Source organism: Telluria sp. ZB4P36 (assembly GCF_059685865.1).
This window is the reverse complement of the sequence record NZ_JCASIE010000014.1, coordinates 119,850-145,613: the sequence shown is the minus strand read 5'-3', so window position 1 is coordinate 145,613 and position 25,764 is coordinate 119,850. Positions and strand designations below refer to the sequence as shown.

Genomic DNA, 25,764 nt, shown 5'->3' with positions numbered 1-25,764 from the left:
GGGCGTGGTGAAATCGCGGTGAAATCCGCGGACTATCCGCGCGCCGGACGCGGGACGATCTCGACCCGGTAGCGCGTTTCGCCCGGGTAGAAGGCGATCTCCCAGCCCATGGCGGCGGCGACCCGTGCCAGCAGGTTCTGCCCGTGGGCGAAACCCTGCACCTGGCCGGCGCGCGCCGCATCGACCGTGTTGGCGATGGCGAGCCGTCCGCCCGCGTAGCCAATGATGAGTCTGGCCTGCGGTCCGCCATGGAACAAGGCGTTACCCACGCAGTTGCTGACCAGCAGGGCGGCGAGCTGCTGGTTGCCGTCCACCGGCAGCCGCTCAGGGAGTGTGAGCTGCAGGCGGTCCTCGTCCCAGTGTTCCGCCCCGGGCATGCGCAGCAGGACGCCCTCGATGCAGGCGCGCAGGTCGAACACGGCGTGTCCGATGTGCCCGGCGCGGGCCAGCGCGAACAGGACGTCGATGGTGGCGCGCAGTTCGTCCAGTCCCGCCCGCAGCTGTCCGATCTCCGCACGGCCGAGCGGGCGCGCGGCGGCCAGTGCCAGGGTGTTGTTCATGACGGTGAGCGGGGTGCGCAGCTCGTGGCCGACGTCGCGCGTGAAGTCGTGCTCGCGGCGCAGGGCGGCCTGCAGTGCGTTGAAGCTGGTCTCCAGGCGCTCCGCCAGGACCCCGATCTCGTCGGGGCGGTGGCGGGCGCTGAAGCTGGCCGCGGCGCCCGGATCCAGGGCACGGGCTTCCTGCGCCAGGACCTGCAGCGGCTGTACCAGGCGCCGCGCCAGCAGCCAGGCCAGCAGCAGGGCCAGCGCGACCAGGCCGGCCGCCACGAAGACCAGCACCCCGCCCACGTCCTGCACCACCTTCGACACCACCAGCAGCGGTCCGACGTCGGCCAGCATGGCGATGCGGCCGGCCCCGCCGGGCAGGTCGCGCTGCATCAGGTGGTAGTGCCGGCCGCCGTCGGTGAACACCTCGGCGCGCCGGTCGGCGGGCGAGGTCGCCGCGCGCACCACGGCGGGCAGCGTCGCGCGGCTGGTATGGAGGGTGACCAGGTCGCTGCCGGGGCGGGGCAGGCTGCCGTGGCGGGCAAAGTGACTGTCGATGGCGGCTGCCTCGCGCATCATGAGCCGTTCCACCAGCATGTCTTCGGTGACGTAGGCGATGATTACCGCCAGGCCCGTGTAGCACAGGCAGATCAGGATGGTGAAGCCTGCCAGCGCGGCGAACAGGCTGTGGCGGATCGATCTAAACATCGCCGAGGTCGAGGCGGTAGCCCAACTGCAGGATGGTGGCCAGCATCTTGCGTCCGGAGGCTTGTTCCAGCGCCTTGCGCAGGCTGTAGATGTGCGACTTCAGGGCGTCGCTGTCGGGCGGGCTGGCGCCCCACAGGTGCTGGACCAGGGCCGCGCGCGGAACCGGCCGCGGGTACTCCCGGCACAGCAGGAGCAGGATGTTGAAGCCGAGCTGGGTCAGGGCCAGCGGCGCGCCGTCGTAGAGCGCGCGTTTTTCCCTGGTGAGCAGCGTCAGGGGCCCGACGCGCATCTCCTGCTGCTGGTGCAGGGCGCCGCGCCGCGCCAGCGCTTCGCAGCGCAGGGCGACCTCGCGCAGGTCGAAGGGCTTGGCCAGGTAATCGTCGGCGCCTTCGCGGAAACCCTGGGCTTTGTCCTCGAAGGCGTCGCGCGCCGTCAGCATCAGGACCGGCACGTTGCTCGGCGCCCGTGCCTTGATCTCGCGGCACACCTGCAGGCCGTCGACGTCGGGCAGGTTCAGGTCGAGCAGCACCACGTCGTAGGGCTGCTGCGTGGCCAGCCGGATGGCCAGGGCGCCGGTGCCGGCGTGGTCGGGCTGCCAGCCCAGGCCTTCGAGGAAGTCGACCAGCTGGCGGGCGATGGTCGGATGGTCCTCGACCACCAGCACGCTCAGCACCGGGCGGCTCATGCCTTCACGCTTTCTGGTTCCTTGTCGTGGTGCGGGAAGCGGTCCATGCGCGACAGCACCGGGAACAGCACTGCCCACAGGCCGGTCACGACCAGCGTGGCCGCCCCGCCCAGCAGGATCGCGCGGGTCAGGCCGAGCCAGCCGGCGGTGACGCCCGATTCGAATTCGCCCAGCTCATTGGAAGCGCCGATGAAGACCGAGTTCACCGCGCTGACGCGTCCCCGGATGTCGTCCGGCGTCTCGTGCTGCACCAGCAGGTGGCGGATGTAGACGCTCACCATGTCGCCGGCGCCGAGGATGAACAGGGCGGCCAGGGCCACCGGCAGGCTGTCGGTCCAGCCCATCACCAGCGTGCAGAGGCCGAACACGGCGACGCCGCCGAACATCCACAGGCCGACCCGGCGCGTGATCGGATGGAAGGCCAGCACGATCGAGCACAGCGCCGCCCCCAGGCCGGGCGCGCTGCGCAGCCAGCCGAGGGCGGTGGGGCCGGCATGCAGCACATCGTGCGCATAGGCCGGCAGCAGGGCGGTGGCGCCGCCGAACAGCACCGCGAACAGGTCGAGCGAGATCGCGCCCAGCACGATCGGGCGCGAGCGCACGAAGCGCAGGCCTTCGAACAGCGAAGCCAGGCTCACCGGGCCCTGGCTGCGTGCCTGCCGGGCCGCGCGGGTGCGCGACATGCACAGCACCGCCACCGTCAGCAGGCTGGCCGCGACCAGGTGCACGGTCATCGGGCCGAACACGTACAGCAGGCCGCCGACGATCGGGCCGGCGATCACCGCCACGTGGAAACTCGAGGAGCCCAGGGCCACGGCCTGGCTGAAGTCGCGGTCCGGCACCAGGTTCTTCAGCACCGCCTGCGAGGCCGGCATCATGAAGGCGCGCGCGGAGCCGAACAGCACCAGGATCGCGAACACCGGCCAGACGACGCTGCTGCTGGTTGTCGAAGATGCGGCGGTGAAGCCGACCAGCAGCAGGCTGCAGAGCAGCTGGGTGGCCATGCACAGCAGGACGATGTTGCGGCGGTTGTAGCGGTCGGCCACGTGGCCGGCCCACAGGATCAGTACCAGGAAGGGCGCGAACTGCGCCAGGCCGATCAGGCCGAGGTCGAACAGGCTGCCGGTGATCTGGTAGACCTGCCAGCCGATGGCCACGCTCTGCATCTGCACCGCGAGGGTGCCGAGGAAGCGGCCGGAGAGGTAGAAGGCGAGGTTGCGGTTGCGCAGGACGGCCAGGCCGCTGGAAGAGGACAGCAGGGACATGAAGGGCTTTCGGGGACAATGCTGGGTTGCTACCCATGCATTGTGCCCGAATCTGGCCCTTATGGTTGGGCCAGGTCCGCTTCGCTGGTGAAGGCGTCCGCGAAGAACTCGTCTTCCGGCAGTCCGCACTGGGCCACGTAGTCGCGCCGCGCCGATTCCACCATGATGGGCGCGCCGCAGGCATAGACCTGGTGGCCCGACAGGTCCGGGATGTCCTGCATCACGGCCGCGTGCACGTAGCCGGTGCGGCCCTGCCAGGCATCTTCCGGCAGCGCGTCCGAGATCACCGGGACGTACCGGAAGTCCGGCAAGGTGGTTTCCCATGCGCGGCACAGTTCGTCCATGTACAGGTCCTGCGGGCGGCGGCCGCCCCAGTACAGGCGCACGGGGCGGGTGGACTTCAGGTGCATCAGGTGCTCGACCAGGGCCTTCACCGGGGCGAAGCCGGTGCCCGAGGCCAGCAGCACGATCGGCTTGTCGGATTCCTCGCGCAGGAAGAAGGTGCCGAGCGGGCCTTCGAAGCGCAGGATGTCGCGCTCCTTCATGGCGCCGAAGACGTGGTCGGTGAACAGGCCGCCCGGCAGGTGGCGGATGTGCAGCTCGAGCGGGCCGCTGAACGAGGGCGCGCAGCCGATGCTGTAGGCGCGGCGCTTGCCGTCCTTGAGCAGGAACTCGACGTACTGGCCGGCGCGGTAGGCCAGGGCTTCGTTGGCCGGCAGCTGCAGCGTGACGATGGCGACGTCAGGGGCGGCCTTGCGGATGCCGGCGATCCGGGTCGGCATCTTGCGCACCGGGTACTCCGAACTGCCGCCCACTTCGCGCGCTTCGATCACCAGGTCCTGCTGCGGCACGGCGCAGCAGAACAGCGACATGCCCTGGGTCTTTTCGACGTCGGTCAGGGCGCGCTGCTGGTGCGGCTTGTGGGTCAGTTCGCCGTCGAGTACCTTGCCCTTGCACGAACCGCAGGCGCCGTTCTTGCAGCCGTAGGGCAGGCCGATGCCGGCCCGGATGGCGGCGGAGAGGACGGTTTCGTCGGCTTCGCAGGTGAACTGGTGGCCACTGGGCTGGACGGTGATCTGGAAGGTCATGCGGTGTAGGCGGTTGGTGGCTGCGCGCGGCAAGCCGTTGATTCGACAGGGTTTGATGGGCGGTATTCTACACCGCCACCTTGAAAGCCGCGAAACGCCGGCCGGGGCGCTGTGCTAGAGTAGCAAGCTTTCATCCCGCACCCTCGTCCATGATCCAGCCCGCCCCTTTCCACCGTCCACGCCTGCTCGTCGTCGGCTGCGGCGACGTCGGCATGCGCCTGCTGCCGCTGCTGGCCGGGCGCTTCCGCATCTTTGCCCTCACCAGCCAGCGCGAGCGCTGCGCCGAACTGCGTGCCGCGGGCGCCGTGCCGATCGTGGCGGACCTGGATCGTCCGGCGACGCTGCGCCGCCTGCGCGGCCTGGCCGACTGGGTCGTCCACCTCGCGCCGCCGCAGCCCGAAGGCAGCGTCGACCGCCGCACGCGCCACCTGGCGGCGGCGCTCGGCAAGGCGGCGCGCCTGGTCTACGTGAGCACGAGCGGCGTGTACGGCGACTGCGGCGGCGAACTGGTACGCGAGACGCGGCCGGTGGCGCCGCGCAATGCCAGGGCGCAGCGCCGCGTCGATGCCGAGCGGGTGCTGCGCGCCTGGGCGCTGGCAGGCGGCGCGCGCCTGGCGATCCTGCGCGTGCCGGGCATCTATGCCGCCGGCCGCCTGCCGATCAAGCGGCTGGAGCAGGGCACGCCGGCCCTGCGGCCGGAAGACGACGTGTACACCAACCACATCCACGCCGACGACCTGGCGCGCATCGTGGCGCTGGCCTTGTTCCGCGCCGCCGGCGGCGGCCGGGTGCTGCACGCGGTGGACGATACGCGCATGAAGATGGGCGACTATTTCGACGCCGTGGCCGACGCGTTCGGGCTGGCGCGCCCGCCGCGCCTGCCGCGCGCCGAGCTGCAGGCAGTGGTCACGCCGACCCTGCTGTCCTTCATGTCCGAATCGCGCCGCCTGGACAATACGCGGCTCAAGGGCGAACTGCGCGTGCGGCTGCGTTATCCGGATGTCGCGGCGGCGCTGGCGCAGGTACAATCGGGCACCCAGAACGAGAGGCCAGCATGACCTATGAAGAATACCTCGACGAAGTGACCACGCTCATCGTCGAAAAATACGGCGTCAAGGACGCCGCCGCCATCAAGATCGTCGTCGCCGCGCAGGACAAGGAATATTTCGTCGCCCACGACGACAATCCCGAGATGCGCACCGTCGAACGGGCGCATACCGACGCGCGCACCCTGTACCAGGCCAGCGGGCTGGCCAAGGCCGCTCCCGCGAAAAAGAAGTAATCCTTCCGCCGCCCTGCAGCCGGGGCGGCATTTCCCTCAGACCTTCGAAGGCTTCCGGCCTTGCCGGAGGCCTTCGTGCGTCCCTGCCTTCAAAAATGACAGCGCCTTGTGCAAACATCAAGTCGAGTGTGTATCATTTCGTCCGTTGGTAAAAAAGCCATACGAATGATGCCTTTGCGGCCCGGTATGCAAATAATTCCCTAAAGACCACGGAAAGTGGCAAATAACTAACAATCCTGAAAGAAGCACATGCCCATCAGACGCCTTCCGCCCGGCGCGGAGTACGACCCGAACCGCGTCCTCGACGCCATCATCGCCAGGCTCCGCCTGAAGAACGACGCCGCGTTGTCGCGCGTGCTCGAAGTCGCGCCGCCGGTAATCAGCAAGATTCGCCACAATACGCTGCCGATCGGCGCCACGCTGCTGCTGCGCATGCATGAGGAGAGCGAGTTCAGCATCCGTGAACTGCGCGAGCTGATGGTCAGGCCGCAGCATGGCCACGCGCTGGCCTGCTGAATGAAAAACGGCCGGTATGGCCTGTCGCCATACCGGCCGTTGAGGGAGAAAAGTCAGGCTGCGTGCGACAGCGCCTTGCCCGGAGCGGCGCAATATTCGACGGCATCAGACTGCGCTTGCGACGGCTTGCCGGGCGAGGAGCAGAAGGCGTACGCGGCATTGACGGCTTCGCGCGGCTTGCCCGGCGAAGAGCAGAAGGCGAACGCGGCGCCGGCGGTTTCGCGCGGCTTGCCCGGCGAGGAGCAGAAGGCGAACGTGGCGCCGGCGGTTTCGCCCGGCTTGCCCGGCGAGGAACAGAATGCATTCGCTGCGTTCGCGGCAGACCAGGCGCCGAATTCCGCTTCGTAGATTTCGCGCATGCGCTCGCCTCCGGCAGCGTGGTCGCCGTCGCTCGCATTGGCGCCGATGCCGACGTACGGATAGTGGTGCAGGAAGTAACCGAACACGGCTTCGCAGTCCTGCGCGTACTTCATCGTGTCGAGGATGTGATAGTGCCAGAAGGTGTCGACGTCGACGGTCGGCGAGGCCTGCGCGTCGGGGTATTTCTTCATCAGGAAGAGGAAGCGGCGGTATTCCGTTTCCACTGCATCGGCCCGTAACGCGGACCAGCCCTCACCGGATTCCACATGCATCAGTTTCATTTTGATCGGAGCGAGATCGAGTGCTGCGAAGGCTGCGAATTCGTTAGTCGACATAGTTATCACCTTTTTATTGAACTGTTTGTTAAGGCATTCTTTTAATCCCTAGTGTTGAAGCGGTACGTCAGAGACTCCTCCTTAAAGAATGTGGCGCTTTTATCGGAAGCCAAGAACTGCGTCTTGACCGGTGGCAGTGATAGCTATTGTCCTGCCGCCGGTCAGGCTTAATGTTGAGTTCTGTCAACCGAGAAACAGCTGTGCTGAAACGAGACAACATGGCGGCACATCCGCTGCATGTGTCAGGCGATGGCCGGCAACACGACATCGCTGTCGTGTGCACGGAAAGCGGTTGCCCCGGGCAGATATCCGCCCACGGGAATGGTGACGACGATGGTAGTGCCGGTGTCCGGGCCGCTGCTGATCGAAAAGCTGCCGCCGAGGATGTTGATGCGCTCCTCGATGCCGACCAGGCCGAAGGAACCGTTGCGGTTGCGGCTGCCCGGCTGCATGCCGATGCCGTTGTCGCGGATCGTCATGGTCAGCATGTCCGCGTGCCGGTGCAGGTCGATCCGTACCTTGCTCGCACGTGCATGCCGCGCCACGTTGTTGAGTGACTCCTGCAGGATGCGGAACAGGGCGGTGGCGGACTGATCGTCGATGTGGTATTCGGTTTCGTCCTCGACCAGCTCGCACGCGATGCCGGTGCGGCGCGCGAAGTCGCTCACCTGCCAGTCGACCGCCGCATTCAGGCCGAGGTCGAGCACGTTCGGCCGCAGGTCGTTGATGATCTGGCGCACGCTGCGGATGGTCAGGTCGATCTGACGCACCGTCGCGCTGGCGCGTTCGTGCAGACGGCCGTGTTTGTCGCGGGTGCGGTTGGCGAGGAACTCGGCCTCGATCTTCAGCGCCAGCAGGTTTTGCGCGAGCTCGTCGTGGATCTCGCGCGCGATGCGCTTGCGTTCGGCTTCCTTGATCTGTTCCGCGTGCGCCGCGAGCTGGCGCAGCTTCTCGTTGGTAGCCTGCAGCTTGCCCTGGCTCGCGCGCAGCTCGCGCGTCATGTCCTCGGCCATCCGCAGGGCGCTGCGGCGCGAGGAGGCCATGGTCTGGAACAGCGCATACAGCAGGGCCGTGCTGAGCGAGCCGGCGAGGGCGGCCATCCAGGGGTAGTAGAGGTCGAAGCGCGTGTACAGCGCGGACTTGGCGACACTGAAATCGGCGCGCCACTGGCGCTGGTTGAATTCGATCGGCAGGCTGGCCTTCAGCAGTTCGGCGTCGTCGGACACGGGCGGCGGCAGGTTTGCCGCCGCATGGCTGTCGTACAGGACCGCGCTGATCCGGTTCTCGCCCGGTTCCTGAGGCACATCGTTGAGGTCGGTGAGGACCAGGCGCACCCCACCGACCGGGAAACCCTCGAGTACGCCGTTGACCATCTTGTTGACGCCGAAACCGATGCCGACGGAGCCGAGATAGGCGGCGCGGCGCTGGGCGACGGTGTCGATCGGCATGCCGCCCCGGTACGCCGGCAAGCGCATCGCGAGCACGTTCTGAATGGGGCCGGGCAGTATTCTGACGCGGAAGCCCGAAGCGGCGATGGTATTGTAGTCCCGCGACTGGGCCGCCGTGCGGCGGATGTAGCTGCGCGCTTCCAGATCGAGGCCGAGCTTGTCGAGCGTTTGCGGGGTGGCCGGTTCCATGTAGACGAGAATCGTGTAGCTGTCGCGGCCGGGCAGGGGACGCAGTTCCCTGGCAGGCTCCGGCATGCCGTACTGGCGCAGCCGGCGCCGCACGTCCGCGTCCACTGCCTGCAGTTCAGCCGGGCCGACGCTGCGGGCGTAATTCATGACTTCGATGCCAGGGAAGTTGCGCGGCGTGTCGAGCTGTTCGACGTAGTGACGGAATTCCTCGGGACCGACCTCGTTACTGGCGCGGAACAGCCCGGCCGCGCCGCGCAGGACGTCGGAATAACTCTTGATGCGGGCGTCGATCGCGAACTGGGCGGTGCGCGCCATGCCGCGGAACCGCGTCTGGGCGTCGCTCTCGATCGCCTTGGCGGTGGCCAGGTAGAGGACGGTGCCGACCGTCACGGACAGCAGGGCGCCGGTCAGCATCGTCGTCGGCATCACGACCAGATGGGATGAGTGGCGGCGGGGGAGCATAGTCCGTAACCTCGCTTGCTAGGTGAATGCGTCGCTATAATGCGACAAACATTCATACGCTAAGCTTGTTCACAGAACGAAGTACCTATCAGGCCTGATAGGTATGGCATATATGCAACGAAAGTGAACGAAATGGAAACGTTTCGCCGGGGAAGGGAGCGCGCATACCGCCGACTCTCCCGTCGGCAGTATGGCGCGGGAAGAACTTACTTGCCCCAGCTGTCCTTCAGCGTCGTCACGCGGTTGAACACCGGCTTGCCCGTCTGCGAATCCACGCGGTCCGCCACGAAGTAACCGTGGCGCTCGAACTGGAAGCGCTGGTCGGCCACTGCATCCTTCATGCCCGGCTCCAGGTAGGCGGTCACGGTCTCGAGCGCGTTCGGGTTGAGCGCGGCCTTGAAGTCCTTGCCGCCGGCGTCCGGCTGCGGTTCCGTGAACAGGCGGTCGTACAGGCGCACCTCGGCCTCGAGCGCGGTGGCCGCGCTGACCCAGGTGATGTTGCCCTTGACCTTGTAGTTGTCCGCGCCCGGCGTGCCAGACTTCGAATCCTCGAAGTACTTCACGTGCACCGCGGTCACCTTGCCGTCCGCATCCTTGTCGAAGCCGGTGCACTCGACCACGTAGCCGTACTTCAGGCGCACGCGCGCACCCGGCTGGTCGCCGACCGGCGGCGTGAAGCGGTGGTAGCCCTTGGTCGGCACTTCCATGAAGTCTTCCTGCTCGATCCACAGTTCGCGCGTGAACGGGAAGGTACGCACGCCTAGTTGCGGATGATGCGGGTGGACCGGCGAGGTGCATTCCACCGATTCGCCTTCCGGGAAATTGTCGACGATCAGCTTCAGCGGACGCAGCACCGCGATGGCGCGCGGCGCCTTCGGATCCAGGTCGTCGCGCAGTGCGCCTTCCAGCGTGCTCATGTCGATCCAGCCGTCGGCCTTGGAGACGCCGATGCGCTCGCAGAACAGCTGGATCGATTCCGGCGTATAGCCGCGGCGGCGCAGGCCGACGATGGTCGGCATGCGCGGGTCGTCCCAGCCGGTCACCACGCCTTCGTCCACCAACTGGCGCAGCTTGCGCTTGGAGGTGACGACGTAGGTCAGGTTCAGGCGCGCCATCTCGTACTGGCGCGGCACCGGGCGCGGGAAGAAGCCGCCGTCGGCCAGGGTCTCCACCAGCCAGTCGTACATCGGGCGGTGGTCCTGGAATTCCAGGGTGCAGATCGAATGGGTGATCGACTCCAGCGCATCCGAGATCGGGTGCGTGTAGTCGTACATCGGGTAGATGCACCAGTCGTCGCCCGTGCGGTGGTGGTGCGCATGGCGGATACGGTACAGGGCCGGGTCGCGGTTGGTCATGTTCGGCGAGGCCATCGCGTCTTCCGACATCTTGGCGCGCAAGATGTGCTCGCCGTCCTTGTACTTGCCGGCTTTCATGTCGCGGAAGATCTGCAGCGATTCTTCCACCGGACGGTTACGGAAGGGCGAGTTGGTGCCCGGCGTGCCGAAGTTGCCGCGGTTCTTCGCCATGTCGGCGGCGCTCTGGCTGTCCACGTAGGCCTTGCCTTCGCGGATCAGGTATTCCGCCATCTCGTACAGCTTGTCGAAATAGTCGCTGGCGTAGTGCAGATACTGGCCGTCGCCCTGTTCCCAGGTGAAGCCGAGCCACTTCACGGAATCCATGATGGTGTCGACGTATTCCTGGTCTTCCTTCTCCGGATTGGTATCGTCGAAGCGCAGGTGGCAGCGGCCGTTGTAGTCGCGCGCCAGGCCGAAGTTCAGGCAGATCGACTTGGCATGGCCCACGTGCAGGTAGCCGTTCGGCTCCGGCGGGAAGCGGGTGATGACGGGCGGCATGCCTTCGCGCGCATGCGTCCCGGCCGCCAGATCGTTTTCGATAATGGCGCGCAGGAAATTGGACGATGGGGGATTGCCCGCAGCGGCCGGCGTATTCTTTTCGTTGCTCATGGAAAAAGAGTTCTGTATAGGTAAGTTGCGCACATTTTACCGTAATGCAGGGGGCAGCCGCCCCTGTATGTGGTGGAGCGCACGGTAGGCAGCGTTTGGTGGAGACATACTGGGGCCATACGGTTCTTTCGCAAGGCTCAACCATGAAAACCCTCGCCACCCATCCGGACCTGGTCCGCGCCTGGCTGCTGGCCCTGGCCGGCATGCCGCTGCCCCAGGCGCCTCAGTTGGCCACGCCGCAGGCGGGTCCGCACACGCCGCCTCCCGTCCAGCCTTACCGCCGCTGAACGGTTCCCGTAAAAGCACCGGCCTCGCCAGCTTATCGTTTTATATAGGATAATCTCGGATTGGCCGTCTTGCGGCTTTGCTTTACGGCCTTTGCCGGGAGAGTCTCTTTGGAAAATTTATACGCGATCCTCGGCGTCGCCCCGAATGCCGGCGACGACGAGATCAAGAAGGTCTACCGTTCGCTGGCGATGCGCTACCACCCGGACCGCAACCAGGCGCCGGGCGCCGAAGCGCGCTTCAAGGCCGTCACCAAGGCCTACGAGATCCTGTCGGATCCGGCCAGGCGCGCCGAATACAACCAGAGCGTCAACCACCGCATCGTGCTCGACGCCGAGGCCGAAGCCTTCGAGCTGTGGCGCTCGGTGTTCGCGCTGAACGGCGTGAATTTGCCGCACTGAGCTGCGCCCACCATTGAATCAACAGGACACACAATGAAAAACGTACATCCCGAATTTTCGTTCCAGTCGCGCGAACTGGAAGGACAGATCGAGGGCACGCTGGGCGACCCGCCCAACAGGAAGAACTACGACATGATGGTCAACGCGCTGGTGTCCGAGTACGCCGGCGGATCGGGCCTGGACGACGTCAACCTGATGGCCTTCGCGCTCGTTGATTGCATCAAGTTCAAGGATCCGAAAGGCCTGCTGCGCGAGGCCGCCGACTACGAAGGCAGCGATCCTTCGCGCGTGTTCGCGATGGCCGAGTGCAGCGGTGACGAAGGCCGCGCCATGTACGAGGCGATGACCGCGAATTATCCGGAACTGGCGCGCCAGGCCATCATCACGGCCTTCCTGTACAAGAACCAGGGCCGCTGGGACGACGAAGACCGCTCGCTCGACCGCCTGGCCGAAGGCGACGAGGGCGAGGACGACGACATGGAAGACAGCGCCGCCACCGACGACTTCACCCAGCTGTTCGATGCAGACGGAGAGCGCGAATGAGCGACGAAGGGAACAAAGCCAACCTGCCCGCGCTGACCAGGCAGGTCAGCGAACTGGTGCTGGCCGGCTCGCTCGAGCACGCCGAGGAGGCGTTCTCGAAGGCCGCCGACGAGCACGGCGACTACGCGGTCGTCGAAGTGCTGTCGACCCTGCCGCCGCAGGTCACCGCGCTGCACCTGTCCGGCTTCGACGGCGCCAAGACCTCGGTCGCCACCCTGCTGGTGCCGCCCAAGGCCTGGGCCGAGAGCCTGGCCTACATCGCCGCCACCTGGCCGGACAACCTGATCGAGGACGATCCGGAGCGCATCGCCGAGAACCTGTTCAACCACGTGCACGGCATCGTCTACGCCAACGACGACGAAGACCGCCGCCACGAACTGCTGCACGAAGCCTCGGCCACCGACTACGGCGCGACCGTGTTCGCGATCCTGTGGTCGCTGGCGCCGAAGGAAATCCTCGAGGTGGCCGGCGAAATCCTGGCGAAAGGCCGCTACGTGACGGGCCAGACCAGCGGCGACAGCGACATCGTGCCGCTGGCGGTCGACCTGGCCAAGGCCAGCGAAGACGGCTGGGAGCGTTCGCTGCTCGAACTGTTCCCGGAATTCCGCCACAGCGCCGACCTCGCCGACGTCGAGCTGCCGGACGATCCGGACGAAGAATCGCCCTTCATGCAGCGCAACACGCGTGAACTGCTGTACCGCCTGCGCCGCCAGGTGCCTTCGGTGCGCAGCATGCCGCGCCGCGGCACCCGCCGCAGCATGGGCACGGACATCTTCTCGTGAGCGGGGCGACCGGAACGATGCTGCCCGCCATCGTCATCGAGAAGCTGCCGCGCCTGGTGCGCGCCATCAAGCTGCTGCCGGGCGAAGCCACGGACGAGGAAACCGCGGTGCTGGCGGACGAACTGTCCGGCATCACCGCCATGGTGGCCGAGAAGTTCACCAACGACCGCACCGCCGAAGGCATCCAGCGCGCGCTGCTGCTGACCGTGGGCGGCGTCTCGCTCGGCCTCGAGCACCTGGTCGACAGCGACGACGACCTCGATGCGCTCGACATCCTGATCGAGGAGGGCGCCGAGCTGGTATTCCAGCAGGGTTTCCGCCTGGTGAAGGATCTGTCCGCGCTGCCCGAAGACAGCCTGGTGGGCGAGTACGACGTCGACCCGATCTATTCCCAGCGCCGCCTGAAGGAACTCTTCGTCGACCTGTGCACGGCCGACCCGGGCGAGTCCTGGTCCGGCTACGAGCGTTATCTCGCCCAGCTGAAGCAGCGCCAGGGCGTGCAGGCGATCGTGCGCGCGGCCCAGTGGATCCGCCGCCATCACTACGAAGGTCCGATCAACGATCCGGACCTGAACGCCGAAGGCGTGATCGCGCTGGCGATCATCTTCGCGGTCGAGGGCGGCGGGCGCATCACGGCGCGCACCGGCCAGAAGGAATTCGAGCGCCTGGTGAAATCGGTGCGCAAGAACAAGCCGGACTTCGAATCCGGCTGGGCCGAACTGATGGCGCAGGTGCCCGCCACCCACCAGCCCATCATCGCCGAGCGCATCGCCACCTACCGCGAGCACTGCACGGTGCTGCAGCACATCGGGACCAAGGCGAGCATGAAGCAGCTCTTCACCGAGCTGGAAAACTACGCCGGGTCCGAGCTCGACGCGGATTTGCCCTAAGCCGGTCATGAACAGCGCCGAGCGCGGTCCGATCGCGGCGGGAAGCCAGGAATTCCGCCGCATCAACCGCGCGATGGCCTTCGGCGGTTTCTCCGTCTTCGCATTGCTCTACTGCGTCCAGCCGCTGATGCCGCTGCTGGCGCAGGATTTCTCCCTCACTCCCGCCCAATCGAGCCTGGCCTTGTCGGTGTCCACCGCGACGCTGGCGGTGGCGCTGCTGGCATCGGGCAGCGTGGCCGACCGCATCGGCCGCAAGCAGCTGATGGTCGCCTCGATGGTCGGCGGCGCGCTGCTGACCCTGCTGTCGGCCTTCGCCCTCGATTACACCCAGCTGGTCGGCGTGCGCGTGCTGCTCGGCTTCGTGCTGGGCGGCCTGCCGGCGGTGGCGATGGCCTACCTCAGCGACGAGATCGAAGGGACCTCGCTCGGCCTGGCCATGGGCACCTACATCAGCGGCAGCGCCTTCGGCGGCATGAGCGGGCGGGTGCTGTCCTCGGTGATCAGCGACTTCGTATCCTGGCGCATCGCGCTCGGCTTGTTGGGTGCGGCCGGCCTGTACGCCGCCTGGGAGTTCTCGCGCAGCCTGCCGCCCTCGCGCCACGGCGAGACCAAGCGGGCGAGGGGGCCGGGCTTCCTCGACGGCCTGCGCACCCACCTGGCGGACGAAGGCCTGCCCTGGCTGTTCGTGCTGCCTTTCCTCCTGATGGGCTGTTTCGTGAGCCTGTACAACTACATCAGCTACCGCATGCTGGCGCCGCCCTTCGGCCTGAGCCAGAGCGCGGTGGGCGCGGTGTCGCTGCTGTATTTGCTGGGCATGTTCAGCTCGATGTGGGCGGGCAAGCTCGGCGACCGGCTCGGGCGCCGCAACGTGCTGTGGCTGTTCATGGGCGCGATGATCGCGGGACTGCTCGTGACGCTGCACGATTCCGTCGTCGCGGTCGTGCTGGGAACGGGCCTGGCCACCTTCGGCTTCTTCGCCGCGCACTCGGTGACCAGCAGCTGGGTCGGGCGGCGCGCCCGGCCGCCGCAGGCCCTGGCTTCGGGCATCTATTTGTTCTGCTACTACCTCGGCTCGAGCGTGGTCGGCTGGTTCACCGGCTATGTATGGGAACTCTGGGGCTGGCCCGGCGTGGTGGCGGTGCTCGGCGCGCTGCTCGGCGTGGCGATGGGCATCGCGCTGAGGCTGCGGCGGCTGGCGCCGGCCGCTACCTTGCCGGCTCAGCGATAACGCATGATCGCGTTCAGCTCCGCCAGGCGCTGCCTCGTCAGTTCCACCGCGATCGCCTCCCGGCTCGCGCCGGATGGCAGTTGGGCCCGGAACGCAAGGAAGGCGTCGCGGTAGGCGATCCAGCGCCGTTCAGCTTCGCGCACCTCGGCGCGCGTGACGGTCGACTCGCCGACCCGCTCCGGCCGTCCGGCTTCGGATGGCACCGGCGACATCAAGGCTTTGTAGGCGGCGTTGAGTTCCCTGTCGATGCGCGCGAGGTCCTGCGGCGACGCGGCAGGCAGTCCGTTGTCGAGCACCTTGGTAAGGGTGTGGCCGAACTGTTCCTGTAGCTTTCCTTTGCGCGCGATCGCCAGACCTGGTGCCGCAGTGCCCTGCATGTCGGTCTCGGCTGCGGCTGCGTAACGGTCGGCCGCGGCACGCAGTTGCGTGAGTACGCGCCTTGCGGATGGCGGCAGCGCCGCCGCATGGCGATCCAGCCGCGCCTGGCGGATGCGCGCGGCCTGGCGCTCACGGATGCCGGCGCAAACACTGCCCATATAGCCGCTTGTGATGTCGTCGCACTGGTCGAACACGGCGCCGGCCGGCTGTGGCTTGCTCAAATGGGCGATGCGTGACTCCATCTCCGCCTTCGCGATGAACTCGAGCTTGCAGGCGTGGTGGATGGCGATGTCGGTGTCTTGCTGCACGCCAAAACCGTTCGCATACAACATCATCAGGACGGCATCGTCCTCCTGCGCCAGCGCGCAGGCGCGCACCTGCCGCCATTCCGCTGCCGACGTGAGGGCCTGGCTGCGCTTGTCGTAGTAGAGATCGCTCGCATTGCAGCGTTGTGCCGGCAGCTTGCCGCTCAGGCCCGGCGCGCTGCGCCCTTCGACCCGCATGCACTGGCGGTACCAGGATTCGTTTTGGGAAAAGGGGACGCCGAAGTTGCTCGTGTTCGGATAGGGAGCGGCCTGCACCATGCCGGCGAGCACGAGGGCACTGAACAACATGCGATGCGATGGTCTGGACATGGGCAAGGTACAGGCAAAGTGAATGATGGCATCACCTTACTGCATTCCTGCGGTCCGCAAATCCTCGAATTCTCACTGCCCCAGGCTTGACGCGCGCACGGCTGAAATGCGTGCTTGATATCCCTGCTGGGAGGTCTAAAGTGGTTGATTCCAGCGGTGTCACCGCTTTACGTTCAGGAGGTCAATCATGTTGCAACCTGCCGAAATTCAACAGCGTTTCACCCAGATCCAGCAGACGATTAACCAGGCCGAAGAAGTGACGCGCAACGACCAGGGTGCGCCGGAAGAGATCCGCGACTGCATCCAGAAGATCGCCCACGAAATGCCGGAAGCCCAGCGCGTGATGCAGTCGAACGACCAGTCGCGCATCGTGCAATGCATCGACCGGCTGGAAGAGATGGGGGACGAAGCCAAACGGATGTGCCGCAGCGGGCAGCCATCGCCCCAGGTCGCGTCGGTGGTGACGCGGGTGCATGACGTCCTGTCGGACCTCAAGCACCAGCTGCACTGATACGCGTTGCAAACTGTAGCGTGGGCGGGTCTCCCGCCCACGCTACGACAATCAGACGATTCCCTTGCCGCGCAGGGCGGCAATCTCCGCCTCGCCGAGGCCCAGCACATCGCTCAATACTTCGTCGGTGTGCTGGCCCAGCAGGGGCGGGGCCTTGTCGCTGGTTGCCGGCGTGGCCGACATCCGGATCGGATTGCGCACCAGCTTGACCTTGCCCGCAGTCGGGTGGGGCAATTCGATCGCCACTTCGCGCGCCTGCACCTGTTCATTGGCGAAGACCTCGCCGATGTCGTTGATCGGCCCGCAGGGCACGCCGACCGATTCGAGCAGGGCGATCCACGCGTCGCGGCGCTTTTCCTTCACCATCTCCGCCAGGATCGGCACCAGCAGCTCGCGGTTCTTCACGCGCAGCGGATTGGTCGCGAAGCGCGCGTCGCTGCCCAGCTCAGGCCTGCCGCCGGCTTCCACGAATTTCTGGTACTGGCCGTCGTTGCCGGTGGCGACGATGATATGGCCGTCCGCGCAGGCGAAAGTCTGGTAGGGCACGATGTTGGCGTGCGCATTGCCCCAGCGCTTGGGCGGCTTGCCGCTGTTGAGGTAATTGCTGCCCATATTGGCCAGCATGGCCACTTGCGTGTCGAGCAGGGCCATGTCGATGTGCTGGCCTTCACCCGTGCGGTCGCGGTGGGTCAGCGCCGCCAGTACGGCTACGGTCGCGTACATGCCGGTCATCAGGTCGGTCAGGGCCACGCCGGCCTTTTGCGGGCCGCCGCCCGGCAGGTCGTCGCGCTCGCCGGTGACCGACATCAGCCCGCCCATGCCCTGGATCAGGAAGTCGTAGCCGGCGCGGTGGGCGTAGGGGCCGTCCTGGCCGAAGCCGGTGATCGAGCAATAGACCAGGTCGGGCTTGATGGCCTTCAGGCTCTCGTAATCCAGTCCATAGCGCTTCAGGTGGCCGACCTTGAAATTCTCGAGCACCACGTCGCAGTACTTCACCAGTTCGCGCAGCAGGGCCTGGCCTTCGGCGCTGGCGATATCGACCGTCACCGAGCGCTTGCCGCGGTTGGCCGACAGGTAGTAGGCGGCTTCGCTGGTGTCGCGGCCTTCCTCGTCCTTCGCATAGGGCGGGCCCCAGGCGCGGGTGTCGTCGCCGTTGCCGGGACGCTCGATCTTGATCACGTCGGCGCCGAGGTCGGCCAGGTTCTGCGAGCACCAGGGGCCGGCGAGCACGCGCGAGAGGTCGAGCACGCGGATGTGGCCGAGCGCCTTCGGCAGCACGGAAGGAGTACCGGATTGCGTCATTCTGTTCCTGCTGGGTTGTCTGGACAAGTTCCGGATTATAGCTGTCCGCGTGCGATGGTCCGGACCGAACGCGTGGCCGGCTGGAGCGCGGCGTCGATGACGGCGAGCGCGCGCTGCGGCTGGGCCTCGCCGCACATGAAGATGTCGGCCGCGGCGAAGCCGTGCTCGGGCCAGGTGTGGATCGAGATGTGCGACTCGGCCAGCAGCAGCACGCCGGTCACGCCCATGCCGGGGCCGAACGCGTGGAAGTGGCTGTGCAGGATACGGGCGCCGGCCACCAGCGCGGCTTCGCGCAATAGTGCGTCGATTGCGCCTGGATCGGTCAACAGGGCGGCATCGATGCCGGCCAGGTCGGCCAGCAGGTGGATGCCCGTGGGGCGGTGTGGCGTGTTCACTTGTGGCTGCCGCCCGAGTAGCCGCCGCCGCCGCCGTAGCTGTGGCTGCGCCAGCTGTTGCCGCCGCCGGTGCGGGCCGAGGAAGCCATGCTGACCCAGCACACGACGGTGGTGACCAGGGTGACGACGATGGCGTAGAGGAGGAAATTGCGCTTCATGCGATGGGGCTCATTGTGTCTTGTTCGGGGCAAGCATCAGCGGCAGGAACAGCGCCACCAGCCCGACGGCGAGCAGGAAGATCGTTGGGGTGAAGTTGAAGATCAAGGGAATGAAATTCAGCCCAAGGATCCAGAGCAGGGCGCGCCAGGCGATGTCGGCCTGCGTCAGTGCCTTCTTGCCGGTCTTCGCCCCGGCGGGCTTCGCCAGCCCGAACCAGCTGCGTACCTGGTCTTCCGCCACGGGCGACGAACGCGACCAGCTCAGCTCATCCATCGTGTATTCGGCCGCCAGCCCGTTCTGGCCATGTTCGTACTCCGTCACCTGGACCACATCGCCGGCCTTGACGCGCCAGTTGAAGGCGCCCGCCGCATACGCCACACGCGCCGGATACTCCCAGGTGCGCTCATGGCTCACGCCGTCCACCTGCACGGCATGCATGGCCGGCAGTGGTGGCGTCGGCCAGTCGTCCATCACCTGCGAGCGCGACCAGCCTTCACTCGTTTCGACCAGCCAGAAGAAGGGCCCTTGCGCGGAATACAGCAGGTACTCGTCCCAGCTCTCGCCTTCGTCGTCCTCGCGCCGCATCGCGCCCAGCACCGTGTAGGTCTGGGCGCCGATCCTGGCCGTCGCGCCGAGGGACAAGGTGAACTGGACGCGCTCGTGCTCATCGCCCTTGAGCAGCACTTCGACCTTGGGCGAGGACGCATCCATGCGCGTGGAGCAGGCAGGGCAGACGCAATTGGCCGCCAGCCCGGGCAGATAGCGGATCGAGGTGCCGCAGGAGCGGCACTGCAGCACGTCGACCTTGCCGCGGTACTTGCCGGCGCTGGCCTTGATCTGCTCGTCGTCGCGCAGCAGCTGGCACTTCATGCCTTCCAGCGTCACCGCATTGCCGGCATAAAGGAGGGGCGGCGTGCCGTCCGAATAATCGAGCGTGGCAAAACTCGGGCCGCGCCGGAAGTCGGCCACCCGGGCTTCCCAGCCTTCACCGGCGCGGAAAGGCAGTTCGCCCTGTCCGCCGGTGCATCGGGCCACGCGCTTGTCGGATGCCACGTAGGGACCGAAGCCGATGTCATACTGGCGCGTGACCTGGATAGCGTCGAAGGCCGGGAAGCCGGGCGCCAAATCGCGCTGCGTGGTCAGCACGTACTGGCCGGAGGCGTCGCCCAGCCAGCCGTCCATGCCATCGTCGAACAGCAGGTACCACTCGTTCCACATGCCGGCGTCGTAGCGCAGCTGGATGCGGCCGACCACGGTGAAGCTGCGGCCCCCATGCACGCCGGAAGTCCCAATCTGGATGCGCGAATAGTCTTCCAGCACTTCGGACATCTTGCCGAGGTCGCGCACGGCATCGGCTTCCTTCAGGACGGTCGCGCGGCAGTACTCGCACACCGCCAGGACCGAGGCATGCGAGCGGAAGGCAACTGGCGCGCCGCAGGAAGGACAGGAAACGGTCTGCATCAGCCGATCAGTTTCTTGAGCAGCTCGGCCTTGGTGCTGTCATAGTCGCCCTGCGAGATCAGGCCCTTGTCCAGCAGGCCCTTGAGCTTGGCCAGGCGGTCCTCGATCGACTCGGCGGCTGCCGGCACGGCAGCCGGCTGCGGCGGCGCGAACGCGCCCTGCATGCCCTGGGCCATGGCCTGGCCGATGGCGATGCCCGCGCCGGCGCCGGCGCCGATGCCGGCGATGCCGCCCTCGTTCTGGGCCGCCAGCGGGATGCTGCTCGCCACCTGGAACTGGGTGAAGCCGCCCATCTTGTCGGCGCCCAGGCTGGCCTTCATGCCGGCCGAGATGCGTTCGTCGAGCGCGGCCTGCAGTTCTTCCGGCAGGCTGACGCTGGCGACGTTGAATTCGTCCAGCCCGATGCCGTAGCGGGCAAAGGCATTCGCCAGGTCGCCGCGGATCTGCTGCGCCATCAGGGTCTGGTTGGCGGCCATGTCGAGGAAGGCGATCTTCGACGCGCCCAGCGAGTTGGCCATGGTGGCCAGCATCAGGCCGCGCAGCTGGTCTTCGACTTCCTCGCGGGTATAGCTGGCGCGGGTGCCGCTGATCTCGGTGAAGAACAGGCGCGGGTCCGCAATGCGGTAAGAGTACATGCCGAAGGCGCGCACCCGGATCATGTCGAAATCCTTGTCGCGGATCGTCACCGGCTGCGGCGTGCCCCACTTGCGGCCGGTCTGCACGCGCGTGCTGAAGAAGTAGACGTCCGACTTGAAGGGAGACGCGAACAGCTTGTCCCAGTTCTTCAGGTTGGTCAGCACCGGCAGGGTGGAGGTGGTCAGGCGGTGGGTGCCGGGGCCGAACACGTCGGCCACGCGGCCTTCGTCCACGAACACGGCCACCTGCGACTCGCGCACGACCAGGGTCGCGCCGTTCTGGATTTCGAAGTCCTCCATCGGATGGCGCCAGGCCAGCACGCCTTCGCCTTCCTCGTTCCACTGCAGGACGTCGAGAAACTGCTTCTTGATGAATGAGCCGAGAGACATGATGGGACCTCTTCTATGCGTGGTGAGTAGGTGTCAGGAGATGCTGCCGGCGTTGACCAGGCCGATCGACAGCGAGATGGCGCCGAGCAGGGTGCCGAAGCCCATGTTGTTGTTCTCGATCTGGTCCTTCGACATGCGCAGCAGGCGCGTGGCGATGACGAACACCAGCACCTGGAGCAGCATGGCCAGCGCGGCCCAGCCGGCAAATTCATAGTAGTCGTCGGTGTGCATCAGGGCCGAGGCGATGGTTACCGAGAAGCCGAGCAGGGTGCCGCCCAGCGAGACCGCGGCGGCGCAGTTGCCCTGGCGGATGAGCAGCACTTCGTCGTAAGGCGTGACCCGCGTGTACACCACAAAAAATGCCAGAACCAGCGCGATTGCCGTCGCAAGATGCAGCACATAGTTTAGGATGGCGGGCACAAGATTCTCCAAAGAAAAATAGACGAGATTGCAAGCGCGATCTTAGAACAAATTTGTCTCATGACCAAAAGAATTCTGATCCTCTCGGTATTCGTCGTCGCTTCCTGCGGCCTCGCCTATGAATTGATTGCCGGTGCATTATCCAGCTACCTGTTGGGCGATTCGGTCCTCCAGTTTTCCACCATCATCGGCTGCTATTTATTCGCCATGGGTGTGGGCGCGCACTTCTCGAAATACGTGCGCGACGAAGACGTGCTGTCGCGCTTCATCGACATCGAGCTCGCGGTCGGCCTGATCGGCGGGCTCTCGGCGGCGATGCTGTTCATGACCTTCACCTGGATGGGGGCGCCCTTCCGCACGGTGCTCTACGTGACCGTGTTCCTGATCGGCGCCATGGTCGGCATGGAGGTGCCGCTGGTGATGCGCGCGCTGAATGAGCGCCGCACCGAGTTCGCCGAGATCGTCAGCCGCGTGCTCACCTTCGACTACCTCGGCGCGCTGGCGGTGTCGCTGCTGTTCCCGCTGGTGCTGGCGCCGCACCTGGGCCTGGTGCGCACCGGCTTCCTGTTCGGGATGCTCAACGTCGGCGTCGCCATGTGGACCCTGTACGTGTTCCGCGCCGAGTTGAACCACCTGCGCGGCAAGGCGATCCGCGCCAGCGCGGTGCTGTTCACGCTTGTGCTGGGCTTCGGCTTCTCGGACCGGATGGTGGAGTGGGGCGAGCACGGGCTGTTCGGCGACGACGTCGTGTACTCGACCACCACGCCCTACCAGCGCCTGGTGATCACGCGCTTCAAGGACGACCTGCGCCTCTACATCAACGGCAACCTGCAGTTCTCCTCGCGCGACGAATACCGCTACCACGAAGCGCTGGTGCACCCGGCGATGCAGTCGCTGCCCTGGGCCAGGCGGGTGCTGGTGCTGGGCGGCGGCGACGGCCTGGCGCTGCGCGAAGTGCTGCGCTACCCGCAGGTCGAAGAGGTGACCCTGGTCGACCTCGACCCGGCCATGACCGGCGCCTTCGCCACCCGTCCCGAACTGGTCAAGCTGAACGCCGGCGCGCTCCAGGACAAGCGGGTGAAGATCGTGAATGCCGATGCCGGCATCTGGCTGCAGAAGGAAGCCGGCATGTACGACGTCGCCATCGTCGACTTCCCCGACCCGTCCAGCTTCGCCCTCGGCAAGCTGTACTCGGTGCCCTTCTACGGGATGCTGCGCAAGCACGTGGCCGCCAACGGCCTGATCGCGGTGCAGTCGACCTCGCCGTTCTTCGCCCCGAACGCCTACTGGACCATCGAGGCGACGCTGCGCGAAGTCGGCCTGCAGACCTGGCCCTACCATTTGTACGTGCCTTCATTCGGCGAGTGGGGCTTCATCATGGCTTCGCCGCAGGGCCGCTTCGCGCCGCCGACCGCGTATCGCCTGCCGATGCGCTACCTCACCGGCGAGACCACCCGCGCCATGTTCGACTTCCCGCCCGACATGCCGCGCCGCCCCATGGCGCCGAACCGGCTCGACACCCAGTCGCTGGTGCGCGAATTCGAGGAAGACTGGCAGCAGGTGATCCGCTGATGGACCGGCGTTCCTTCCTGGTGAGCGCTGCCGGGGCCGGGGCGGCCGGGCTGGCGACCGCCGCCGGTTTCCATCGCTGGCAGGAGATCTTGCCGGCCGTCCATGCACCAGGCCGGGCGGAAGGGCACTTCCTGCGCGACCGCGGGGCCATGCCGCCGCCTTCCGAAACCATCGAGACCGATGTCGTGATCCTCGGCTCCGGCATCGCCGGCCTGAGCGCGGCCTGGAAACTGGGACGGCTGGGGCACGATGATTTTCTCTTGCTCGACGGGCCGGAAGCCTTCGGCAACGCCGCCGGCAGCCGCTACGTCGAGCTGGCCTGCCCGACCGGTGCGCACTACCTGCCGCTGCCGGGGCCGGAGTCGACCCACGTGCGCGAGATGCTGCTTGATCTCGGCATCATCCTGCGCGACGCCGGCAAGGACCAGCCCTACTACGACGAGCGCTTCATCCTGCACGGGCCGGAGGAGCGCCTGCTGCGCGGCGGCGAATGGCACGAAGGCCTGGTGCCCACCGATGCCGGCGATGCGGCCGAACACAAGGCCTTCTTCGACGAGATGGCCCGCTTGCGTCACCTGCGGGGAAGCGATGGACGGCGCGCTTTCGTCTTCCCGCTCGCGCTTTCCTCCAACGATCCCGGGTTCGCAGCGCTGGACGGCGTCAGCTTCGCGCAGTGGCTGGGCGATCAAGGCTACCGCTCTGCGACGCTGCGCTGGTACCTCGATTACTGCTGCCGCGACGACTACGGCGCCGGCCTCGATCGCGTCTCCGCCTGGGCCGGCGTTCATTACTTCGCTGGACGCTGGGGCCAGGCCGCCAACGCCGGCGAGAACGCGCTGCTGACCTGGCCCGGCGGGCTGGCGCCGTTGGCTGAAGCATTGGTGGCGAAGGCGGGTTCGCGCCGGCGTTCCGGGACGGCAGCGTCCGTGCGAGAAGTGGACGGCAAGGTCGAAGCGCTGTGCTTCAGGCTGGAGGAGGGCAGGCCGCATACCTTTCTCATACGTGCGCGCCGGGCGATTTGCGCGATGCCGCTATTCGTCGCCAGCCGCGTGGTCGAGGGCATCGAGCGCTACGGCTTCGACTCCCGCAAGCACTTGCCGGACTACGCGCCCTGGATGGTGTCGAACTTCCTGATGCGTGACTTCCCGCGCGAGCTCGACGGGGCACAGCTGGCCTGGGACAACGTGGTCTACCAGGGCAGGGGACTCGGCTACGTGGTCTCGACCCACCAGGAAATCCGCTCGCGCCCGCCCGAGAAGACCGTCTTCACGGCCTATACGGCGCTGTCGCATCACACGCCGGCGGCGGCGCGGCGCTGGATGCAGTCGGCCAGCCCGGCCGAGCTCTTGGCCCTGGCGAGTTCCGACCTGAAAGATGCCTACGGCTGGGCTTTCACGCCCTGCGTCGAGCGGGTCGACATTACCTTGCGCGCGCATGCGATGGCGGTGCCGCAGCCGGGCTTCCGGGCCAATGCGGGCCTGGCGTCGTTGCGCGAAGCGAAGGGGCCGGTGCTGTTCGCCCATGCCGACCTGTCCGGCCTCTCGGTATTCGAGGAGGCCGCATGGTGGGGATGCCGCGCAGGAGAACAGGCACTCGCCTGACGTGCACGGCGATAGATCGACTCGTGGCATGCTAGGGCTCCGGCCTGGTTTTTCCAGGCAAGCACCGAAAGGAGTTCGCATGGTACGGCGTCCGGGGATCTTCCCCACCTTCTTCCTGTCCGGCTTCGAATGCTCGAATTTCCTGTGGAAAGGCGGCGTGCGGCGCAACCTGGTTGCGGAAACCGGGCACGACCGCCACGTCGCCGAGGACTACCAGATCCTGAACCGCCTGGGCATCGCCGTGGCGCGCGAAGGCATCCCCTGGCCGCTGGCGGACCGGGGCGGGAGCTATGATTTCTCGCTCCTCGATCCCTATATCGCAGCCATGAACGCGGCCAAGATCATGCCGATCTGGGACCTGTGCCACTACGGCTATCCGGATGACCTCGATCCGTTCTCGGATACCTTCGTGGCCCGCTTCGCCAACTATTGTCGCGCCGCGGCCGAATATGTGCTGCCGAAGGTCCCCCACAGTCCCGCCTTCTTCACGCCGATCAACGAGATCACCTTCTTTTCCTACTGCGCCGGCGAATGGGGTTGGGCCGCGCCCTATCGCTGCACCCGCGAAGACCGCCTGCGGCTGCGGGTGGCCCTGTCTCGGGCGGCGATCGCCGGGGTGAACGCGATTCGCCAGGTCGATTCCGGCGCGCGTATGGTGCACATCGATCCGCTGGTGCGGGTGGTGGCGCCGCGCGACCGCCCCGACCAGATCGAGGCCGCGCGCCACGAGACCGAATCCGACACCTTCCTTGCCTGGGACATCATCAGCGGGCGCGAGCATCCCGAATTCGGCGGTTCGCCCGAGATCCTGGACATCGTCGGCGCCAACAATTACTCCTTCGGGCAGATGGAGTACCGCGAGAGCGGGCCGCATGCGGCCCTGCCGCCGGGCGACGACCGCATCGCGCCGCTGTGCGACATGCTGGACACGGTCTGGCAGCGTTACCGCCGGCCGATGATCATCGGCGAAACCAGCGGCCTCGGGCACGGGCGCCCGGACTGGCTCAGGGATGTGATGGGCGAATCGCTGGCGGCGGTGCAGCGCGGCATGGACCTGCAGGGGGTCTGCCTGTTCCCGGCGGTCGACATGCCGAACTGGCATACCGGCGAGTGGGTCGGCAACGGCATCTGCGACCTGGTCAAGGAAAACGGCATCCTGAAGCGGGTACCGCACCAGCCCTATGTCGATGAGCTGCGCCGCTGGCAGAAGGAGCTGAACCGGGTCACCGAACTGGACCCGGACCCGTTCAGCGACCCGGTGGATCTGCAGGATATCGTCGATGCGGCGCACCGGCTCAACATGCGCCCGGATAAGGATTGGCACTGAGC

The 25,764-nt window shown here is 66.6% G+C and carries 27 protein-coding genes; 13 read left to right on the top strand and 14 right to left on the bottom strand.

What is annotated here, in order from left to right:
• Positions 1-32 precede the first annotated feature (32 nt).
• Genes AC56LK_RS18150 through AC56LK_RS18135 form a run of 4 tightly spaced genes read right to left on the bottom strand, consistent with a single transcriptional unit; the run spans position 33 to position 4,291 of the window.
• Positions 33-1,253, bottom strand: a complete 1,221-nt coding sequence (locus tag AC56LK_RS18150; protein WP_497185881.1) for a HAMP domain-containing protein — start codon at positions 1,251-1,253, stop codon at positions 33-35.
• Positions 1,246-1,938 carry a response regulator transcription factor gene (locus AC56LK_RS18145; RefSeq protein WP_497185880.1) on the bottom strand — a complete coding sequence of 231 codons (693 nt, stop codon included), beginning with the start codon at positions 1,936-1,938 and terminating at the stop codon, positions 1,246-1,248. Before AC56LK_RS18145 ends, AC56LK_RS18150 begins: the two co-directional genes overlap by 8 nt.
• Positions 1,935-3,203 (bottom strand): MFS transporter, encoded by a 1,269-nt coding sequence (locus AC56LK_RS18140; RefSeq protein WP_497185879.1) that lies wholly within the window; start codon positions 3,201-3,203, stop codon positions 1,935-1,937. The genes AC56LK_RS18145 and AC56LK_RS18140 overlap by 4 nt, the downstream gene beginning before the upstream one ends.
• Before the next feature lie 59 nt (positions 3,204-3,262).
• Positions 3,263-4,291: a CDP-6-deoxy-delta-3,4-glucoseen reductase gene (locus AC56LK_RS18135; RefSeq protein WP_497185878.1), complete on the bottom strand. Its 1,029-nt coding sequence runs from the start codon at positions 4,289-4,291 to the stop codon at positions 3,263-3,265.
• A gap of 149 nt (positions 4,292-4,440) precedes the next feature.
• On the opposite strand from AC56LK_RS18135, the gene AC56LK_RS18130 reads away from it, so the two are divergent.
• The 3 genes from AC56LK_RS18130 (at position 4,441) to AC56LK_RS18120 (ending at position 6,089) form a co-directional block, all read left to right on the top strand.
• Positions 4,441-5,349, top strand: coding sequence for an SDR family oxidoreductase (locus tag AC56LK_RS18130; RefSeq protein WP_497185877.1), 909 nt, complete (start codon positions 4,441-4,443; stop codon positions 5,347-5,349).
• Positions 5,346-5,573 (top strand): hypothetical protein, encoded by a 228-nt coding sequence (locus AC56LK_RS18125; RefSeq protein WP_497185876.1) that lies wholly within the window; start codon positions 5,346-5,348, stop codon positions 5,571-5,573. The genes AC56LK_RS18130 and AC56LK_RS18125 overlap by 4 nt, the downstream gene beginning before the upstream one ends.
• A 249-nt stretch (positions 5,574-5,822) precedes the next feature.
• Positions 5,823-6,089 (top strand): hypothetical protein, encoded by a 267-nt coding sequence (locus AC56LK_RS18120; protein ID WP_497185875.1) that lies wholly within the window; start codon positions 5,823-5,825, stop codon positions 6,087-6,089.
• A gap of 53 nt (positions 6,090-6,142) precedes the next feature.
• Here the strand turns inward: AC56LK_RS18120 and AC56LK_RS18115 are convergent, their stop codons facing one another.
• From AC56LK_RS18115 to AC56LK_RS18105, 3 genes are all read right to left on the bottom strand, one after another.
• Complete coding sequence (locus AC56LK_RS18115) at positions 6,143-6,784, bottom strand: glycine-rich domain-containing protein (protein WP_497185874.1); 642 nt, start codon at positions 6,782-6,784, stop codon at positions 6,143-6,145.
• Between the two features lie 242 nt (positions 6,785-7,026).
• Positions 7,027-8,847, bottom strand: coding sequence for a sensor histidine kinase (locus AC56LK_RS18110; RefSeq protein ID WP_497185873.1), 1,821 nt, complete (start codon positions 8,845-8,847; stop codon positions 7,027-7,029).
• 242 nt (positions 8,848-9,089) lie between these two features.
• Positions 9,090-10,847: a glutamine--tRNA ligase/YqeY domain fusion protein gene (locus tag AC56LK_RS18105; RefSeq protein ID WP_497185872.1), complete on the bottom strand. Its 1,758-nt coding sequence runs from the start codon at positions 10,845-10,847 to the stop codon at positions 9,090-9,092.
• A gap of 143 nt (positions 10,848-10,990) precedes the next feature.
• Between AC56LK_RS18105 and AC56LK_RS18100 the strand changes: the two genes are divergently transcribed.
• The 6 genes from AC56LK_RS18100 (at position 10,991) to AC56LK_RS18075 (ending at position 14,976) form a co-directional block, all read left to right on the top strand.
• Entirely contained in the window at positions 10,991-11,134 is a 144-nt protein-coding gene (locus AC56LK_RS18100) for a hypothetical protein (protein WP_497185871.1), read from the top strand.
• Positions 11,135-11,242: 108 nt separating this feature from the next.
• Entirely contained in the window at positions 11,243-11,533 is a 291-nt protein-coding gene (locus tag AC56LK_RS18095) for a DnaJ domain-containing protein (protein ID WP_497185870.1), read from the top strand.
• 33 nt (positions 11,534-11,566) lie between these two features.
• Positions 11,567-12,076, top strand: a complete 510-nt coding sequence (locus AC56LK_RS18090) for a hypothetical protein (protein WP_497185869.1) — start codon at positions 11,567-11,569, stop codon at positions 12,074-12,076.
• Entirely contained in the window at positions 12,073-12,858 is a 786-nt protein-coding gene (locus tag AC56LK_RS18085) for a hypothetical protein (protein WP_497185868.1), read from the top strand. The genes AC56LK_RS18090 and AC56LK_RS18085 overlap by 4 nt, the downstream gene beginning before the upstream one ends.
• 17 nt (positions 12,859-12,875) lie before the next feature.
• Entirely contained in the window at positions 12,876-13,748 is an 873-nt protein-coding gene (locus tag AC56LK_RS18080) for a hypothetical protein (RefSeq protein WP_497185895.1), read from the top strand.
• A gap of 7 nt (positions 13,749-13,755) precedes the next feature.
• Positions 13,756-14,976: an MFS transporter gene (locus AC56LK_RS18075; RefSeq protein ID WP_497185867.1), complete on the top strand. Its 1,221-nt coding sequence runs from the start codon at positions 13,756-13,758 to the stop codon at positions 14,974-14,976.
• Here the strand turns inward: AC56LK_RS18075 and AC56LK_RS18070 are convergent.
• A complete protein-coding gene (locus AC56LK_RS18070) occupies positions 14,967-15,968 on the bottom strand; it encodes a lysozyme inhibitor LprI family protein (RefSeq protein ID WP_497185866.1) in 1,002 nt (333 codons plus the stop codon). The genes AC56LK_RS18075 and AC56LK_RS18070 overlap by 10 nt on opposite strands.
• Positions 15,969-16,176: 208 nt before the next feature.
• On the opposite strand from AC56LK_RS18070, the gene AC56LK_RS18065 reads away from it, so the two are divergent.
• Entirely contained in the window at positions 16,177-16,500 is a 324-nt protein-coding gene (locus tag AC56LK_RS18065; protein WP_436107109.1) for a hypothetical protein, read from the top strand.
• A gap of 51 nt (positions 16,501-16,551) precedes the next feature.
• Here AC56LK_RS18065 and AC56LK_RS18060 read toward each other — a convergent pair whose 3' ends face one another.
• The 6 genes from AC56LK_RS18060 to AC56LK_RS18035 are packed head-to-tail and all read right to left on the bottom strand — an operon-like array spanning position 16,552 to position 21,262.
• Positions 16,552-17,802 carry a CaiB/BaiF CoA transferase family protein gene (locus AC56LK_RS18060; protein WP_497185865.1) on the bottom strand — a complete coding sequence of 417 codons (1,251 nt, stop codon included), beginning with the start codon at positions 17,800-17,802 and terminating at the stop codon, positions 16,552-16,554.
• A gap of 35 nt (positions 17,803-17,837) precedes the next feature.
• Entirely contained in the window at positions 17,838-18,197 is a 360-nt protein-coding gene (gene speD, locus AC56LK_RS18055; protein WP_497185864.1) for an adenosylmethionine decarboxylase, read from the bottom strand.
• Complete coding sequence (locus tag AC56LK_RS18050; RefSeq protein WP_497185863.1) at positions 18,194-18,355, bottom strand: hypothetical protein; 162 nt, start codon at positions 18,353-18,355, stop codon at positions 18,194-18,196. The genes speD and AC56LK_RS18050 overlap by 4 nt, the downstream gene beginning before the upstream one ends.
• Before the next feature lie 10 nt (positions 18,356-18,365).
• The gene (locus tag AC56LK_RS18045) at positions 18,366-19,817 is read right to left on the bottom strand and encodes a DUF4178 domain-containing protein (protein ID WP_497185862.1); all 1,452 of its coding nucleotides are present in this window, start codon (positions 19,815-19,817) and stop codon (positions 18,366-18,368) included.
• Positions 19,817-20,842, bottom strand: coding sequence for an SPFH domain-containing protein (locus tag AC56LK_RS18040; protein WP_497185861.1), 1,026 nt, complete (start codon positions 20,840-20,842; stop codon positions 19,817-19,819). Before AC56LK_RS18040 ends, AC56LK_RS18045 begins: the two co-directional genes overlap by 1 nt.
• Before the next feature lie 33 nt (positions 20,843-20,875).
• Positions 20,876-21,262, bottom strand: a complete 387-nt coding sequence (locus tag AC56LK_RS18035) for a DUF350 domain-containing protein (RefSeq protein ID WP_497185860.1) — start codon at positions 21,260-21,262, stop codon at positions 20,876-20,878.
• A gap of 60 nt (positions 21,263-21,322) precedes the next feature.
• Here AC56LK_RS18035 and AC56LK_RS18030 point away from each other — a divergent pair, with 60 nt between their 5' ends.
• The 3 genes from AC56LK_RS18030 (at position 21,323) to AC56LK_RS18020 (ending at position 25,762) form a co-directional block, all read left to right on the top strand.
• Positions 21,323-22,834 (top strand): polyamine aminopropyltransferase, encoded by a 1,512-nt coding sequence (locus tag AC56LK_RS18030; RefSeq protein ID WP_497185859.1) that lies wholly within the window; start codon positions 21,323-21,325, stop codon positions 22,832-22,834.
• A complete protein-coding gene (locus AC56LK_RS18025; protein ID WP_497185858.1) occupies positions 22,834-24,435 on the top strand; it encodes an NAD(P)-binding protein in 1,602 nt (533 codons plus the stop codon). Before AC56LK_RS18030 ends, AC56LK_RS18025 begins: the two co-directional genes overlap by 1 nt.
• Before the next feature lie 79 nt (positions 24,436-24,514).
• On the top strand, positions 24,515-25,762 hold the full coding sequence (locus AC56LK_RS18020; RefSeq protein WP_497185857.1) for a glycoside hydrolase family 1 protein: 1,248 nt from the start codon (positions 24,515-24,517) through the stop codon (positions 25,760-25,762).
• The last annotated feature ends 2 nt before the right edge of the window (positions 25,763-25,764 follow it).